This is a genomic window from Variovorax sp. P2_H12 (genome assembly GCF_056403395.1).
In genome coordinates this window covers 17705-32128 of record NZ_JBFUFO010000011.1, presented here as the reverse complement: position 1 = coordinate 32128, position 14424 = coordinate 17705, and the positions used below count along the sequence as shown (strand labels likewise).

Sequence of the window (14424 nt, the reverse complement as noted above, 5' to 3'; positions counted from 1 at the left end):
ATGAACACACCCCGCTGCGATCAAACCCAGGCATGGGCCGCCTTGCGTGGCCACTACCAGGCGCACGGTCACTCGTTCGACCTGCGCGAGGCCTTCGCCCAAGACCCCGGCCGCTTCGACGCGCTGGCGGTCGAGGCTCCCGGCATGTTTGCCGACCTGTCGAAGAACCGCATCGACGCCGCGTCGATGAAACTGCTGCTCGCCCTGGCGAGCGAGTGCCAGCTCGAGGAGCGGCGCGACGCGATGCTGGCCGGCGCCGCGATCAACACCACGGAGGACCGCGCAGTGCTGCACACGGCGCTGCGCGCGCCGCGAGGGCAGGGTCCATTCAGCGACGAGGTGCACGGCGTGCTTGACGCGATGCTCGCCTATGTCGAGTCGGTGCGCGAAACCCGGACCAGCGGCATCCGCCACATCGTGAACATCGGTATCGGCGGCAGCGACCTCGGGCCGCAGATGGCGGTGCCGGCGCTGGAGGCCTTCGTCCACCCGGAGCTCGGCTTTCACTTCGTCTCCAACGTCGACGGCCACGACATCACCTCGGTGCTGCGCCACCTGCGTCCAGCCGAGACGCTGTTCGTCATCGCGAGCAAGACCTTCACGACGCAGGAGACTATGGCCAATGCGCATGCGGCCAAGGCCTGGTTCGCGGCAAACGGTGGCACCGACACGGCGAAGCATTTCGTCGCGACGACCACTCAGGTCGCGGCGGCGGCCCAGTTCGGCATCGAGACGACCTTCGGCTTCTGGGATTGGGTCGGCGGCCGTTACTCGCTATGGTCGGCCATCGGTCTGCCGATCGCCCTGGCGATCGGTGCCGACAACTTCCGAGCCCTCCTGGCCGGCGCCCACGAGATGGACAGGCACTTCGCCACCGCCCCGCCCGCGAAGAATCTGCCCGTGCTCCTGGGGCTGATCGACGTCTGGTATCGGAACTTCCACGGCTTCACGAGCCGCAGCGTCGCGCCTTACCACCAGGGGCTCAAGCGGCTGCCGGCGTACCTGCAGCAACTGGAGATGGAATCGAACGGCAAGTGCGTCGACCTCGACGGCAACGCCTTGCCCTTCGCGACCAGCCCGGTGGTGTGGGGTGAACCCGGCACCAACGGTCAGCACGCCTACTTCCAGATGCTGCACCAGGGCACCGACGTGATCCCGGTCGAGTTCCTGCTGGTCAAGCATCCGACGCACGATCTGGCCGACCAGCATATGAAACTGTTGGCCAACGGCCTGGCGCAGGCGCAGGCCTTGATGCTCGGCAAGCGCACGGATGAGGCCATGACGGAGCGGGCGCCGACCGCCGCGAAGTCATTGGCGCCGGAAGTCGTCGCAAGACATCGGACCTTTCCCGGCAACCGTCCCAGCACCACGCTGCTGCTGGACCGGGTGACGCCGCACAGTCTCGGCGCGCTGATCGCGATGTACGAGCACCGCGTCTATGCGAGCGGTGCGCTGTGGGGGATCAACAGCTTCGACCAGTGGGGCGTCGAGCTCGGCAAGGCACTCTGCAGCGACCTGCTGCCGCGCTTGGCAAGCGGCGACACGCAGGGATTGGACGCGTCAACCGCCGGACTCATGAAGCGTTTGCTGGCCTGAAACGAATCGCCCGGCCCGCTGCGCATTCATGCTCGCTGGTCGTTGGTGCTTGAACTCGGGCGCAACCGAGGCCGTCTCCATGTCCATCAAGTGTCTTGCCATGCACAAGTCTGAACTCTTGTCCGACTACATCGGCACGCTACCGGAATGTCCAACCTGGAGCGACCGCGACGGTCGTCTGTACTGGACCGACATCGTCAAGAAGGAACTCCACTGGGTTCAGCCGAAGACCGGTGAACACAAAATCCTGCAATTCGATGAGGAAGTCGGCTGCTTCGCATTGCGCGAGAGGGGTGGCTTCATTCTGGCCATGCGCTCCGGCATCTACCTGTCAGACGCCGACGGTCGCATCGAGAAAAAGGTCTGCGACAACCCGAGCAATCCATCGGTCGCGCGCTTCAACGATGGGGGTGTCGACCAAGACGGGCGTTTCTATGCGGGCACCTATTGGGGGCCGCGCGACTTCAACGGCGCATTGTTGTGCCGCGTCGATGCAGCACTGAGGGTCCGAGTGCTCCAGTGCGACATCCTGGGCGCCAATGGTCTTGCCTTCAGCCCCGATCGGCGCTGGATGTACACGACCGACACCCCCAACCATGTGATGTACCGGACGCCGCTCGACCCCGCCAGCGGTGAGCCCGGACTGCGAGAGGTTTTCATGCGATTCCCGACAGGCAACGGGCGCCCTGACGGAGCGGCAATGGACGTCGAAGCATGCTACTGGACCGCCCTATTCAACGGACACCGCATCGCACGGATCTCTCCCGGCGGTGAGGTCATCGAGGAGTACGGGTTACCTGTGCGCTGCCCGACAATGGTCTGCTTCGGCGGGGATGACATGAAGACCTTGTTCATCACCACAACCCGCGAAAACATGAGCGAGGACGAAATCGCCGAGCGCCCGCTGTCCGGCGCGATCTTCGCCTTGCGCACCGCCGTCGCCGGTCTGCGCAAGCCGGCGTTCAAAGAGTTGAGCTAGTGCAGTGCGCCACTCTGTTCAGTACTTATCCCGTGGTGACGGCGAGAGCGGCCTTGGCCCGCGTGACCTTGGCCAGGATGTCGGAGGCGCGTGCGGTCCAGATGAACGGCTTCGGATCGATGTTGTGATGGGCGACGTACAGGTCGATGGCGAGTTCCAGTTCTGCCACGCTGGTGACGCTGTCGCTGTTCAGCCATGATGCGCTGGTGGGTGTGAAGTGCATGACGAAGCGCGGGTGTCGCGCCAGCCACTTCTGCACGTCGGGATGGCTCTGCGTGGCGTAGTTGTCCACGATCAGATGCAGGCTCAGGTGCTTGGGCGTGCGGCGCTCGATGAGCCGCAGGAACTTGAGCCACTCGCTGTGGCGGTGCCGCGGCTGGCACATCGAGATCACGCTGCCGTCCAGTGTGTTGAGCGCCGCGAACAGCATGGTCGTGCCGTGGCGCTTGTAGATGCTATGTGGGACTCTCAGAGCGAGATCCGTTGAGCTACAACGGAACTTTGACCCTGCCTCGTTTCCACGTACACCAAGTCACGCAGCCAGGAGGCTGAGTTCCCTTTCGACAGAGGCAAGGTATCCGATGGCCGTCTGCATGCGCACGCGGTTGTATACGTTCATCGTCTCATCTTCGATCGCGTGATTCAAAGTCTTCAAGTGCGGCTGAAGGCTTGAAGATCGGATCCGGGTTCGATGCCACGACCCAATTGGGCCCATTGGTCTCCAAGCGTCACTTCGAGCGGGTCATGAAATACATCGACCTGGCCGAGTTTTGCTTGACTGTTGGGGAAGCCCTTGTAGCGACAGAACCGGTAGTGCCATGACCGCTTCGCGCATTCCGTGCAGCACCACCGCCATCGCGCCGAACACGGCTCGCCGGCATGGACAACGCTCGGCGATTCACCGCAATCGTGGACGACTGATATACGATGAACCCCTTCACTCGCGTGCTTCCGTGATCGTCCACGATCACCTTGAAACGCCGTCCGCGATCACGCTGAAACCAGCGTCCACGATCGCTGAAATGCGCAGGTGCGCTTGCGCTGCCGCGAGAGGAGGGTAGTGCCACTACCTCATAGCGAACGAAGGCTGCTGCGGACGGCCACACCAGCATAGCCATGCTCGTTTGGCGGGACGGCGAAACGCTGACCGCGCTACTCAAGAGTCTCGACAAGGCCAGGCGAGCGGGCAGGGGTTCCAGACCGACGCAGCGCATAGGTGGCATGACGACCAATTCAGCCTGTCGGCTGACCGTACATCGGCGCCGGCGGCCACCGTGCCAGCGAGCGCCTGCGAAGGAATCGGTACCGAGAGCAAGCTCAACGCGCATCGACGTCCGCGCGAACCAGCCCCACGCCGGCCTTGCGCAATGGCTCGATCATTTTTCTCGACGCCTGCGTCGAATGCACGATGCGCCCTGCGCGCTTGAGCGGATGAACCTGCCAGGCCGAGACAGCGCCGAGCTTTTCGGAAGAAGCAAGCACCACGGTTTCGGCTGACGCATCCATCAGCGCGCGCTTGACCTGCGCCTCCTCCATGTCGCCAGTGGTGAGCCCCGCCTCTGCCTGCACGCCGGTGACGCCCATGAAGTAGGTGTCGGCGCGAATGCGGGAGATGGCATCCATCGTGGCCGCTCCCACCGTGACGACCGAATGCTTAAACAGGCGGCCGCCCAGCAGGACGACCTCGACGTCTGCGTGAGAGACCAGTTCGACTGCCACCGACGGGCTGTGGGTGACGACCGTCGCGCGCATGTTCATGGGCAGGTGCCGCGCCAGTTGCACGGCGGTCGTGCCGCCATCGATGAAAACCACTTGCCCGCCAAGGACGAGCCCCGCCGCGGCGCGCCCTATCGCCACCTTTTCATCCGGCACGAGTTGCATGCGCCGCGCGAAATCGCCTTCGGCCGCTGCCACGGGCAAGGCACCGCCGTGCACGCGCTTGAGCAGGCCTTGCGCAGCCAACTCGCGCAGATCGCGCCGGATCGAATCCTCCGACAAGCCGAGTTGGGCGCCGAGGTCCTTCGCGACGATGCTGCCTTCGCGACGCAGCAATGAAAGGATGTGTTGCTTGCGCTGGCTTGTCAGCATTACATGTCCTTCGATCGGGGTTCTTCGCACTGAACGGAAACTCGCTTGCACGATATTTCTTGGTTTTGCACGATTCTACTCATATGATCGGCGCCATGAAACTGCAAGACCGCGTGCGGGTGCGCGAAGTCACCCTGCTCTCCGACAACTGGTACACGCTCAAGACGACGAGCTTCGACTGGCTGCGCAATGACGGCCGGTGGCAGCGCATGAACCGCGAGACCTATGACCGCGGCAATGGCGCCACGCTGCTGCCCTATGACTTCGCGCGCCGCACGGTGCTGCTGACGCGGCAGTTCCGCTACCCGGCGTTCGTGAACGGTTGCGCCGACCTGTTGATCGAGGCGGCCGCGGGCCTGCTGGACGACGCCGAACCCGAGCATCGCATCCGTGCGGAGGTCGAGGAAGAACTGGGCTACCGGCTCGGGCCGGTGCGCAAGATCTTCGAATGCTTCATGAGCCCGGGTTCCGTCACCGAGCGCCTGCACTTTTTCGTCGCGCCCTATGACAGTTCGATGCGCATCGGCGCTGGCGGTGGACTGGCCGAGGAAGGTGAAGACATCGAGGTGATGGAACTGAGCATCGAAGATGCGTTGGCCAGGGTGGCCGATGGGCGCATCGCGGATGCCAAGACCGTCATTCTTTTGCTGCACGCCCAACTGCATGTGTTTGGAACGGCGCAAGGCTGAGCATATGACGCTCGAATTGCTATCCATGGCCGCATTCGCGCTGGCTGCCTCTATCTCCCCCGGGCCGGTGAACGTTCTGGTTCTGGCGGTGGCCGTGCGCGAAGGGTTCTTTGGGGGAATGCGCGTGGTGGCGGGTGCGACCGTCGGATTCACTGCACTTCTCGTCCTGTCTGGAATCGGCCTGCAAACGGTGCTCGCTCGGTTTCCAGGGCTGGTCAGCCTCGTCACCATGGCTGGCGTCGGATTCCTGCTGTACATGGCTTGGACCCTCTGGCGTGCCGGCAGCAGCATCGGCAGCGACACCGGTAGACGCTCGTCATTCTGGGGCGGGGCGTCGATGCAGTGGATGAATGCGAAAGCCTGGCTGGCCGCCATTGCAGGAACGGGCGCATTCGCCAGCGACGGCTCCGCGCGCGGCCTGCTGGTGTTTTGCGCCATCTACTTTCTGGTGTGCTTCATCTCCATGGCCGCGTGGTCGGCCGCAGGAGCGACGTTGCGCGAAGCCTTGAAGAACGAAACGCGGGTTCGACTTCTCAACAGGTCCTTGTCCGTGCTGCTCGTGATCTCCGCAGCCTTCATGCTGTTGTGATTGACTCCGAACGAGAAACGCGTGACTGCAGTCGGACGGGGATGCCGTGATCTCAGCGTCGTCGCAGCCAGCGCTGAAGCAACCCGCCCGGCTCGCCGCCGCGCGCGGCGGCAGGTGCGTCGCGGTGAATGACACGCACGCTGGCCACCTTGCGCTGGAGCTGCAGCACGCCGTAAAGTAAAGCTTCCGGTGTCGGCGGGCATCCAGGGACATACACGTCGACTGGGATGATGCGATCGACGCCCCGGACCACGGAATAGGCATAGTGGTAGTAGCCGCCGCCATTGGCGCAAGAGCCCATCGAGACCACGTACCGAGGCTCCGCCATCTGGTCGTAGACCTTTCGGATCGCGGGTGCCATCTTGTTGGTCAACGTTCCCGCGACGATCATCAGGTCCGCCTGGCGGGGACTGGCCCGCGGAATCATGCCAAAGCGATCGAAGTCGTAACGCGCGGCCGCGGTGTGCATCATCTCGACCGCGCAGCAGGCCAGGCCGAAGGTCAGATACCAGAGGCTGCCGGCCTGACAAGCGGCAAGCATTTCATTCACCGAGCTCAGCAGGTAGCCCTCGGCGGACAGCCCGTGGACGAAGGCAGTAGCGGTGGCAGGTGCGATCGGCGCGCGGTCGCGGGGCGGATTGAGTGGCGGCATGGGCATGCAGGAAGGTAGCCCGGTGCGATGCGCAGGTCTTGAACGAACCCGACATCGAGGCGCTCGCCGCGTGCTCGCTCGCTCGTCCCTAATCCTGTACGCGACCTTCTTCTTCGCGCTGCATCGATACATGACTCTCGAAACTTGCGGCCTGCGCGCCATGGAGCGCCCAATGCCCGGTGCGCCGTGACCGCACCTGGGCGCGCGTGGTCGCTGGCGGCATGCCGTAGGCGCCCGTGCATGCCCGGGTGAAATGGGCCTGATCGGAAAAACCGTGGTCTTGGGCCATCGCCGCCAACGGCGCGAACGGGTTCGCGGGGTTCGCCAGCGAAAGAAGTGCACGTTCTGACTGCCGCAGGCGCAGCCAGGTTCTCGGCGCGACCCCGAAGCACGCGCTGAATCGGCGCTGGTACTGCCTTTGACTCAGCAGCAGCCGCCCCGCCGCCGCCGCCACGCCCGCATCTTCAAGGACGTCGATCGCGAGCCATGCGCCAATTTGATCCGTCCGCCTCGCTGGAATCTTGAGCAAGGCCGAGAGATCGCCATCCGATTTCGGCGGCTGCTCCGCCAGGCGGCCCAGTGCCTTATGCAACGCACTTCCCGCGTCGCTCACGTCCGACAGGTCAGGGACATCCAGCCACCTATCGACCATGGCCGCCGGCCAGACGCCGAACCAGTCGCTCAGCAACCAGGGCTGGATCACGACGCTCAACGACCTCAGCGGTCCTGAGACGGCCGTGTGCAAAGGGGCGGTGAGTGGCCCCGTCACGAAGCACTCTGGAAGTGCGGTCTTGCCGGAAATCGGTCGGCCCTCGAGCACGAGATTGAGGCAGCCGTAGGCGTTGGCCGGGACAACGCTGACGACCTCGCCCGCGGCGCCTCTGTTCGAGCGCACTGTTCGCCAAATGAGTCGGCGCACCGCGCCCGAGCCCCGCTGCGACAAGTCAATCGAAGAGACGCTCTCGATCAAAGGCATAGGCCGCTACTTTAGCGATGGGTCGACATCGCGAAGCGGGGCTTCCCCTGGTTTTCCGGACGCCTGGCTTGGCCCTTTGAGCGCTCGCCGCGCTCCTGGGGCTCGCTTCAACACCGAGAGCGAGTTCGGCCGGATCGTTCCGCGGCGCATCACCAGCATCGCCGCCCAAGTTGGTTGAAGATGGTTCCAACGAACTCACAGGCACGTTCCGGCTGCTGGTTGATCGATTGGTGCAACACCGCGCGGAACTTGGTCGGTAGCCCGCTAACCCAAAATGGGCAGCTACGGGGTTGCAAAAGGCGCAGCAAGCCCAAACCAGGTTCATGTTGTACTCGCTGACGCCCTCATGCGTGTGGATCCATATGACCGCATATCTCCAGCAGCGTCATATGCGCGGAAGAGAGGTTCGAAGGGTCGATCAATCGTACGGCTTCCTTGCAATGGCCCTCGGCGGTGGCGACGGCGCCCTGCACCAATTGCCGCCCGCCGGGACGCAGTGCCGCATAGCGCTGCTTGGCGGTTTCAGGACCGGGCAGGCGTTGCGCGAGGCCCGTTTTCTCAAGCAGGACCATCCTGCGAACCAGCGTGGTCATCGAAACGCCCAAGGTTCGCGCGAGGGCATCCATGGGCAGGCGGCCGTCGTCTGCGCGCATCAGCAGGTAAAGGAGATCGAAGTCTTCAAAGTTCAATCCGTGAAAGGCACCGAGATCGTCGTCCATGCGGCGCGCAAGGCGCACTTGCGCGCGGGTGATGGCCAGAAAGAAATCCAGCGCGTTGGGAGTAGTGGCGGTCATCACGGGTTGTAGCCAAGTTCGCCGAGAGACAGCAGTTCTTCCTGCCACAGCGCCAGCAGATTTTCGAGCTCGGCAGCCCGGTCGAAGGACGGGTCTTCCTCCCGCTCCTTCACGCGATCGACTACCTCAAAGGTGAAATTCGCGGCTCCATGTGCGAGCCAGTCCTGCTGGAGTGCCTTGTTGCGATGCGAGTGGTGGTTGAGTTCGAAACGCACTCGGTTCATCGCGCCCTCCACGTCGAGGCTGCTACTCACGGAGACACGGCTATTCGCCTGGTTGCGGATGACGAAGACGCCTGTGGTACGCGCGCTCTCCTTGTATTGCCGAGTCAAGGCGCGCTTGGTTTCTGACAACAGATTCATGCCGCTAATATTACCCGGGTAAAACACAAGAGGCAATATACCCGGGTAAAAAATTTGCGGCGCCTCGCGCAGCAGCAGCGCGGCTTCTTCAGCCTCTTGCGAACGCCAGCAGGTCGGCGCTCACCTCGTCCTTGCGTGTGGTGCACATGCCGTGCGGCGCACCTTCGTAGATCTTCAGCGTGGCGCCCTTCACGAGCTTGGCCGACAGCAGCGCCAGCAATGGCAGCAGGTCCTCGAAGAGCAGGATGGCCACGATCTTCTGGCCGCGCGGGGCGGCGATGTCGCCACGCTCACCCAGCAGTTGCATGACGATGGCGGTGGAGGTGAGCACGAAACCCATGCCGCTGACGAAGGACACGGCCAGGGAAAATCCGAAGGCCACCCCGACCCCGGTGAGCAGCAGGCCGCAAACCACCACCTGCAGGCTGCCCAGGCCGAAGATGTCGCGCCGCATGCGCCACAGGTGCGAAGGGCGCATTTCCAGGCCGATGATGGAGAGGAACATCACGACCCCCAACTCGGCCGTGTGCAGAATGGTCTGGGGGTCACTGAACAGGCCCAGGCCGAAGGGCCCGATGGCGAGGCCCGCCGCGAGGTAGCCCAGCACGGAGCCCAAGCCCAGGCGCTTGAACAGGGGCACGGCCACCACCGCCGCGCCCAGCAAGGTCACGACCCTGACCAGGTCGCCGGCACCGCCTTCGACCGACATGTCAGATGCGGGAGAGTTGCCAGACCGCGATGCCGGCCGCGACGGCCGGCACTGCGAAGACCAGCAGCAGGATCGGGAACTCCTCGCGTGCGCTGTAGCCCGCATGGCTGACGCCGACCCACATGTTGATGGCCGCCACCAGCAACCAAGCCGGCACGAAGGCTTTCGCTGCGAGCGCCATGCCTGCGGCATTCGCGCCCCAGAGCCAGCCGAACAGGACGAAGATGCCGAGAAGGCCCAGGCCTCCACCGATGACCATCAGCACGTGCATGTCGATTCCTCCTCCAGTTTCAACTTGAGTGGGGCTGGGCACTGTGTGCCGCCCTCCGGGATTCTCAGGGTTTGCGCAGCGAACGATAAAAAGCCGTCCCAGCCTCCAAGTGCGGGCCGAACGCGAACCCGCGCCGGACCATGTCGTCCAGATCGCTTTGCTGGATCTGCATGACATAGCTCTTTGCCGTGGCCACCAGGCGCGTCTCGCCGATGGCCAGCACCGACATGTCGCGGCCGCCGTACCACTTGGCAGGATCGGCGTGTCCGGCCTTGAAGCTCTGGCCCGCGTACTCGACCTGCCAGCCGCCATCGAGCAAGACCCAGAAGCTGTCAGCCCCGCGCGAGTTGCTGGCGATCTCGGCGCCGGGCACGACGGACCATTCGCGCGAATGGTCGATCACCCACTGCAACTGCTCGCGCGACAGCGCTGTGAAAAAGGGCGTCTTGGCCAGCAAGTTCATGTACGTGACGGAGGCGCTCATGCCCGGGCCCGGCGCAGGCACCGAAGGCTTCTGCGCGCAAGCGCTCAGCGCTCCTGCACCGGCCAACAGCAGCAGCGCTCGCCTGCGAATCAGATCGTGCATGCTACTTCGTCGTGTAGCCGCCGTTGATCAGAATCGTTTGCCCAGTGATCCACCAGCCGTCGCTGACCAGATGGCGAATGAACGGCACGACATCTTCGATATCGGTCAGACCCGTCTTGCTGAACCCTGAGAGCGCGGCTGCCGTCTTGTGGTACGCCACCGCATCGGCCCCCTCGGCCGGATAGAAGAAGGGTGTGTCCATCGGACCCGGGCCGACGGCCGTCACCGAAATGCCGCGGGCACCCAGCTCCTTGGAGGCCGCCCGCGTGTAGTGCTCCACCGGCGCCTTCGTGCCCGCATAGGCGGCGTAGAACGGGGTGAACGCACCCAGCAGCGAAGTGACCACTGTGCAGATCTTGCCGTTGTCGTTGAGGTTCCTGCCCGCCTCCTTCAGGAAGAAGAAGGCTGTCTTGGAGTTGACCGCCGTCATCTCGTCGTACTCGGCTTCGCTCACCTCGGCCATCGGCTTCTTGAGCACCTTGCCCACGGTGTTGATGGCAATGTCCGGCCTGCCGACTGCGGCGATGGTGTCGGCGAAGAGCTTCTCGATGGCGCCGGCCGTCGTCAGGTCTGCCTGGATCGCCACCGCCTGCGCGCCAGCCTGCTTGATCGCCGCAACGGTCTCGTCCGCGTCGGCCTTGCTGCCCGCGCTGTTGTAGTGGACGGCGATAGCCTTGGCGCCATGGGCGGCCAGATCGCGGGCGATCAGGCCGCCGAGGTTCTTGGCGCCGCCTGCAATGAGGATGGTTTTGCCCTTGATGGAATGGTCTGCCATGTCAATCTCCTTGAGGCGTGATGATCTCTCGAGACTAGGCCGCACCGTCCGAGAGATAAACCATCGCTGGCTGGATAGATCAGCCAGAAAAGTCATCCAATCCCTAAACGCGATGTCAGAGCCCAGGCAACTGGGGTATCTTGTTTTGCTGCTCACCGCTCACCGCTCCGACTAGGCGGCTTTTTCGAGCGCACGAAGCACGTCACGTTTCAAGTCGTTACCGTCCTCGATCCCAAGGCTCATGCGCACCAGTCCGGGCGTGACCCCGGCGGCAAGCCGTGCCGCAGGGTCGACAGCACTGTGGGTCGTGGACGCAGGGTGGCAGGCCAACGAATCGGTGTCCCCAACGGAAACGGCCTGCGTGACGAGCGACAAGCTGTCCAGAAATAGGCGAGCAGCTGCCAGGCCGCCGGCAAGCTCAAGGGACAGAATGCCGCCAAACCGGCGCATCTGCCGTATCGCGGTGGCGTGACCCGGGTGCTCGGGAACGCCGGGGTAGTGCACCTTCGCCACCGCTGGGTGACGGTGCAATACCTCGGCGATCGTCTGCGCGTTGTCGCAACTGGCAGCCACCCGCAGAGGAAGCGTCTTGAGCCCACGGATGAACAGCGCCGCATCGTGAGGGCTCATGCAGCCGCCGAGCTCCTTCATGCCGGCGTTGCGAATCGCGGCGGCATACGGCAGACCCGCGACCGCCACGCCGCCTGTCGCGTCACCATGGCCCCCGATGTACTTCGTCGCCGAATGAACGACAACGTTGATGCCCAGTTCGAGGGGCCGCGTGAGCACGGGCGTGGCGAAGGTGTTGTCGGCGATGCTGACCAGGCCGCGCGCCTTCGCCAGCGCAGCCACTTTGGCAAGATCGCAGATGCCGAGGGTCGGATTCGACGGCGTCTCGACATACACCGCCCTCGTGCGCCCATTGACGCAGCCGGGAATATCCTCGACGGCGGCTGCGTGCACCGCGCGGATCCCGAGCCGCGGCAGCATCTGGCGCATGACGCCGTCGGTCCCGCCATAGAGCGTCCCGACATAGACGACTTCGTCGCCCGCCTCGAGGACCGCGAGCAATGTGGTGCAGATCGCCGCCATGCCACTGGAAAAGGCGATGGCCTGATCGCCTCCTTCCAGTGCGGCCATCTTCCGCTCGAACACGGCGACGGTCGGATTGGCGAATCGGCTATAGAGGTATCCCGGCTCCGCGCCCGCGAAGCGCGCCACGCCCGCATCGAAACCATCGAAAGCGAACGACGATGTGCTGACGACAGGCGTCGCGATAGCGCCGGTGCTGGGATCAGCCTGTTGGCCGGCGTGGACCGCCAACGTCCGGATGCCGACATCGGCGAGTTCAGTGGCAATCGGGGGCGCGTCGGTGGGCATGTGATTCCTCAAATTGGATGAGCTGACTGCTTACATTGCTGGTTGATCCGGGCTGTGCGACACATGCACCGGAACCACCTGTGGGCGGTCAAGGCAGTAGCGAGCGCGCAAGGAATTTTCAGCCTGAACCTCACCGCTGTCAGCTCGCTGCGGCTTCGGTGTCCGTCAAGTAGGACTAGCCAGTCGCCACTGAAGCACAAGCGCGCCGATAGCCGGCAGCCCAAAGAGCATCACGAAGATGGGCCACTCCTCAGAAAGCGTGTAGCCCGCCTCGACAATGCCGAACCACATGTTGAACGTGGAAACGGCGAGCCAGAGAAGGAGAAAGACAATGCTGGCCAGAGCGCTGGAGACATGGAGCAGTCGAGCCACGCCATGCAGGGATGCGAGCAGCAGGGCGGCAGCAGCAAGAAGGATGGTCGTTCGCATGACTTTCCCCGGAGTCAACGGGATCGGCTCGTTGGATTGGTGTTTCACCTGCGCAGGATGCGCATTTGCCAGCGATGCGCGAGCCAGGCGGCAAGGGTGCCGAGCGCACTGACGGCCGCGAGCTCTCCGAATGCAAGCAAGCTGGGCGGCAGGTGTGCCGCAAAGAACGTGATGAGTCCCAGGAAGTAGGCGGGAGTGTTGTTCAAGGGCGCGGCGGCGCGGAGTGACACCACGACCATGGCCACGACGAAGACCACCGGCGCGAAGGCAAGCGGTCCCATCACCGGGAGCAGCGCACCAACGCCGAGCGCTGCAAATGTGCCGAAAGCGATGCCGATGGCCAGGCAGAGATAGCTGCAAAGCGCATCTTTTGCGGAGTGTCCGCGCGTAAAGAAGGCAACCCAACCCACGAACATGGCCCAGACGGACCAGCCGAGAGTGGCTGATGTCGAGGCGGCGACCGCTGCGGTCGTTGCTGCCACCAGTGTGAGGGCGTTGAACTTGATGGACAGTGGCGCGATTGCGCCCGCGGTTGAGTTGGACATGGTCGAGACTTTCGTCAGGTGGTGAGGAGGTCATTGCCGCCCCGCGCAGGGCGGCAATGACAAACGTGCGAGATCGGTCAGGCCGCGATGACAGCGGGCTTCAGAAGGTCCTGCAAACCGATATTGCGGAACATCTCCGCGCGCACGCGGTCGGCCACGCCGTTCACGATCTCTGCGCCATCCTGGGACGGATCGACGTGCACCCGGAACGGACGCTTGCCAAACGGCATGCCGATCACATCGACGATCGCGTCGGCGACGGAGGCCGCATCGGCATCAGCGGGCTCGAGCGCCGCCAAGCCCTGCAATGCCTTCTCCGGGACGCCCGCATACGGGCCATCGTTGTATTCCGCTGCGCGGGCCGCGTCAGCCGGCGAACCGGAGTGGGCGAAGTGGTTCGTGCCTTTGGTGAAGGCGCCCGGCACGATGATGGTGGTTTCGATGCCCCACCGCGTCAGCTCCGCCGCATACGAGACGGCCAACGAATCCATCGCGGCCTTGGCGGCGAAGTAAGGTGACAGGTAGGGCGGCGTGCCGCCTCGGGTGCTCGACGACGAGACCCAGACGATCAAGCCCTTGCCCTGCTTGCGCAACTTCGGCAGCGCGGCACGGTTGACGCGCTGCGTGCTCAGTACGTTGACGTCGAAGAGTTGCGCGAACTGCTCGGGCGTGAAGGCCTCTGCCGGGCCGAACGACATGTGGCCTGCGTTGTGCATGACGATGTCGAGGCGGCCAGCCTCGGCGATGACCTTCGCGATACCCGCGTCGACGGAGGCGTCGGACGCAACGTCGAGTTCGACGGAACGCAGATCGACGTCGTTCTCCTGGGCGAAGTCGGCTGCCGCTGCAACGGCCGGTGCATTTCGGCCTTCAGTCGCGCGCATGCCTGCATAGACGATGTGGCCCGCCTTGGCCAATGCGCGGGCCGTGAGAGCACCGAAGCCGCTGGATGCGCCGGTGATGACGATGACTTGCTTGTTCATGATGACAGTGCTTGAAATGTG

General features: G+C 64.1%; 17 protein-coding genes and 2 pseudogenes. 5 read left to right on the top strand and 14 right to left on the bottom strand.

What is annotated here, in order from left to right; translation table 11 throughout:
* On the top strand, positions 1 to 1596 hold the full coding sequence (pgi, locus tag AC1DYK_RS09740; protein WP_478166087.1) for a glucose-6-phosphate isomerase: 1596 nt from the start codon (positions 1 to 3) through the stop codon (positions 1594 to 1596).
* Positions 1597 to 1714: 118 nt separating this feature from the next.
* Positions 1715 to 2575, top strand: a complete 861-nt coding sequence (locus AC1DYK_RS09735; protein ID WP_478166086.1) for an SMP-30/gluconolactonase/LRE family protein — start codon at positions 1715 to 1717, stop codon at positions 2573 to 2575.
* A gap of 25 nt (positions 2576 to 2600) precedes the next feature.
* Here the strand turns inward: AC1DYK_RS09735 and AC1DYK_RS09730 are convergent.
* Positions 2601 to 3026, bottom strand: a pseudogene (locus tag AC1DYK_RS09730) (transposase); the annotation flags it as partial.
* Positions 3027 to 3151: 125 nt separating this feature from the next.
* Between AC1DYK_RS09730 and AC1DYK_RS09725 the strand changes: the two are divergent.
* Entirely contained in the window at positions 3152 to 3397 is a 246-nt protein-coding gene (locus tag AC1DYK_RS09725) for an aldehyde dehydrogenase family protein (RefSeq protein WP_478166189.1), read from the top strand.
* Between the two features lie 495 nt (positions 3398 to 3892).
* On the opposite strand, the gene AC1DYK_RS09720 is transcribed toward AC1DYK_RS09725, so the two are convergent.
* Positions 3893 to 4663, bottom strand: coding sequence for a DeoR/GlpR family DNA-binding transcription regulator (locus AC1DYK_RS09720; RefSeq protein ID WP_478166085.1), 771 nt, complete (start codon positions 4661 to 4663; stop codon positions 3893 to 3895).
* 95 nt (positions 4664 to 4758) lie between these two features.
* Between AC1DYK_RS09720 and AC1DYK_RS09715 the strand changes: the two genes are divergently transcribed.
* Together AC1DYK_RS09715 and AC1DYK_RS09710 are read left to right on the top strand one after the other, a co-directional pair.
* Positions 4759 to 5352, top strand: a complete 594-nt coding sequence (locus AC1DYK_RS09715; RefSeq protein WP_478166084.1) for a GDP-mannose pyrophosphatase — start codon at positions 4759 to 4761, stop codon at positions 5350 to 5352.
* A gap of 4 nt (positions 5353 to 5356) precedes the next feature.
* Entirely contained in the window at positions 5357 to 5941 is a 585-nt protein-coding gene (locus AC1DYK_RS09710; RefSeq protein ID WP_478166083.1) for a LysE family translocator, read from the top strand.
* A 52-nt stretch (positions 5942 to 5993) separates the two neighbouring features.
* Here the strand turns inward: AC1DYK_RS09710 and AC1DYK_RS09705 are convergent, their stop codons facing one another.
* The 12 genes and pseudogenes from AC1DYK_RS09705 to AC1DYK_RS09650 form a co-directional block, all read right to left on the bottom strand.
* Entirely contained in the window at positions 5994 to 6482 is a 489-nt protein-coding gene (locus AC1DYK_RS09705) for a NuoB/complex I 20 kDa subunit family protein (protein ID WP_478166188.1), read from the bottom strand.
* A 199-nt stretch (positions 6483 to 6681) separates the two neighbouring features.
* Positions 6682 to 7569 (bottom strand): helix-turn-helix domain-containing protein, encoded by an 888-nt coding sequence (locus AC1DYK_RS09700; RefSeq protein WP_478166082.1) that lies wholly within the window; start codon positions 7567 to 7569, stop codon positions 6682 to 6684.
* A gap of 344 nt (positions 7570 to 7913) precedes the next feature.
* Positions 7914 to 8363: a MarR family winged helix-turn-helix transcriptional regulator gene (locus tag AC1DYK_RS09695; protein WP_478166081.1), complete on the bottom strand. Its 450-nt coding sequence runs from the start codon at positions 8361 to 8363 to the stop codon at positions 7914 to 7916.
* Entirely contained in the window at positions 8363 to 8725 is a 363-nt protein-coding gene (locus tag AC1DYK_RS09690; protein WP_478166080.1) for a GIY-YIG nuclease family protein, read from the bottom strand. The genes AC1DYK_RS09695 and AC1DYK_RS09690 overlap by 1 nt, the downstream gene beginning before the upstream one ends.
* A 202-nt stretch (positions 8726 to 8927) precedes the next feature.
* Positions 8928 to 9434 (bottom strand): annotated as a pseudogene (locus tag AC1DYK_RS09685) (cation:proton antiporter domain-containing protein); the annotation flags it as partial.
* 1 nt (position 9435) lies between these two features.
* The gene (locus AC1DYK_RS09680) at positions 9436 to 9705 is read right to left on the bottom strand and encodes a hypothetical protein (RefSeq protein ID WP_478166079.1); all 270 of its coding nucleotides are present in this window, start codon (positions 9703 to 9705) and stop codon (positions 9436 to 9438) included.
* Positions 9706 to 9769: 64 nt separating this feature from the next.
* On the bottom strand, positions 9770 to 10189 hold the full coding sequence (locus AC1DYK_RS09675; RefSeq protein ID WP_478166078.1) for a hypothetical protein: 420 nt from the start codon (positions 10187 to 10189) through the stop codon (positions 9770 to 9772).
* Between the two features lie 103 nt (positions 10190 to 10292).
* Entirely contained in the window at positions 10293 to 11066 is a 774-nt protein-coding gene (locus AC1DYK_RS09670; RefSeq protein ID WP_478166187.1) for an SDR family oxidoreductase, read from the bottom strand.
* A gap of 171 nt (positions 11067 to 11237) precedes the next feature.
* A complete protein-coding gene (locus AC1DYK_RS09665) occupies positions 11238 to 12446 on the bottom strand; it encodes a trans-sulfuration enzyme family protein (RefSeq protein ID WP_478166077.1) in 1209 nt (402 codons plus the stop codon).
* Positions 12447 to 12611: 165 nt separating this feature from the next.
* The gene (locus tag AC1DYK_RS09660) at positions 12612 to 12875 is read right to left on the bottom strand and encodes a hypothetical protein (protein WP_478166076.1); all 264 of its coding nucleotides are present in this window, start codon (positions 12873 to 12875) and stop codon (positions 12612 to 12614) included.
* A 44-nt stretch (positions 12876 to 12919) separates the two neighbouring features.
* Positions 12920 to 13420, bottom strand: a complete 501-nt coding sequence (locus AC1DYK_RS09655; protein ID WP_478166075.1) for a DUF1097 domain-containing protein — start codon at positions 13418 to 13420, stop codon at positions 12920 to 12922.
* 77 nt (positions 13421 to 13497) lie between these two features.
* On the bottom strand, positions 13498 to 14403 hold the full coding sequence (locus AC1DYK_RS09650; protein WP_478166186.1) for an SDR family oxidoreductase: 906 nt from the start codon (positions 14401 to 14403) through the stop codon (positions 13498 to 13500).
* Positions 14404 to 14424 lie beyond the last annotated feature (21 nt).

Bases quoted from the DNA above. Each gene is read 5' to 3' on its own strand.
- AC1DYK_RS09680 (WP_478166079.1), bottom strand. From the start codon at position 9,705: ATGCACGTGCTGATGGTCATCGGTGGAGGCCTGGGCCTTCTCGGCATC.
- AC1DYK_RS09715 (WP_478166084.1), top strand. From the start codon at position 4,759: ATGAAACTGCAAGACCGCGTGCGGGTGCGCGAAGTCACCCTGCTCTCC.
- pgi (WP_478166087.1), top strand. From the start codon at position 1: ATGAACACACCCCGCTGCGATCAAACCCAGGCATGGGCCGCCTTGCGT.
- AC1DYK_RS09650 (WP_478166186.1), bottom strand. From the start codon at position 14,403: ATGAACAAGCAAGTCATCGTCATCACCGGCGCATCCAGCGGCTTCGGT.
- AC1DYK_RS09655 (WP_478166075.1), bottom strand. From the start codon at position 13,420: ATGTCCAACTCAACCGCGGGCGCAATCGCGCCACTGTCCATCAAGTTC.
- AC1DYK_RS09700 (WP_478166082.1), bottom strand. From the start codon at position 7,569: ATGCCTTTGATCGAGAGCGTCTCTTCGATTGACTTGTCGCAGCGGGGC.
- AC1DYK_RS09675 (WP_478166078.1), bottom strand. From the start codon at position 10,189: ATGAGCGCCTCCGTCACGTACATGAACTTGCTGGCCAAGACGCCCTTT.
- AC1DYK_RS09710 (WP_478166083.1), top strand. From the start codon at position 5,357: ATGACGCTCGAATTGCTATCCATGGCCGCATTCGCGCTGGCTGCCTCT.
- AC1DYK_RS09705 (WP_478166188.1), bottom strand. From the start codon at position 6,482: ATGCTTGCCGCTTGTCAGGCCGGCAGCCTCTGGTATCTGACCTTCGGC.
- AC1DYK_RS09665 (WP_478166077.1), bottom strand. From the start codon at position 12,446: ATGCCCACCGACGCGCCCCCGATTGCCACTGAACTCGCCGATGTCGGC.
- AC1DYK_RS09670 (WP_478166187.1), bottom strand. From the start codon at position 11,066: ATGGCAGACCATTCCATCAAGGGCAAAACCATCCTCATTGCAGGCGGC.
- AC1DYK_RS09690 (WP_478166080.1), bottom strand. From the start codon at position 8,725: ATGAATCTGTTGTCAGAAACCAAGCGCGCCTTGACTCGGCAATACAAG.
- AC1DYK_RS09720 (WP_478166085.1), bottom strand. From the start codon at position 4,663: ATGCTGACAAGCCAGCGCAAGCAACACATCCTTTCATTGCTGCGTCGC.
- AC1DYK_RS09695 (WP_478166081.1), bottom strand. From the start codon at position 8,363: ATGACCGCCACTACTCCCAACGCGCTGGATTTCTTTCTGGCCATCACC.
- AC1DYK_RS09660 (WP_478166076.1), bottom strand. From the start codon at position 12,875: ATGCGAACGACCATCCTTCTTGCTGCTGCCGCCCTGCTGCTCGCATCC.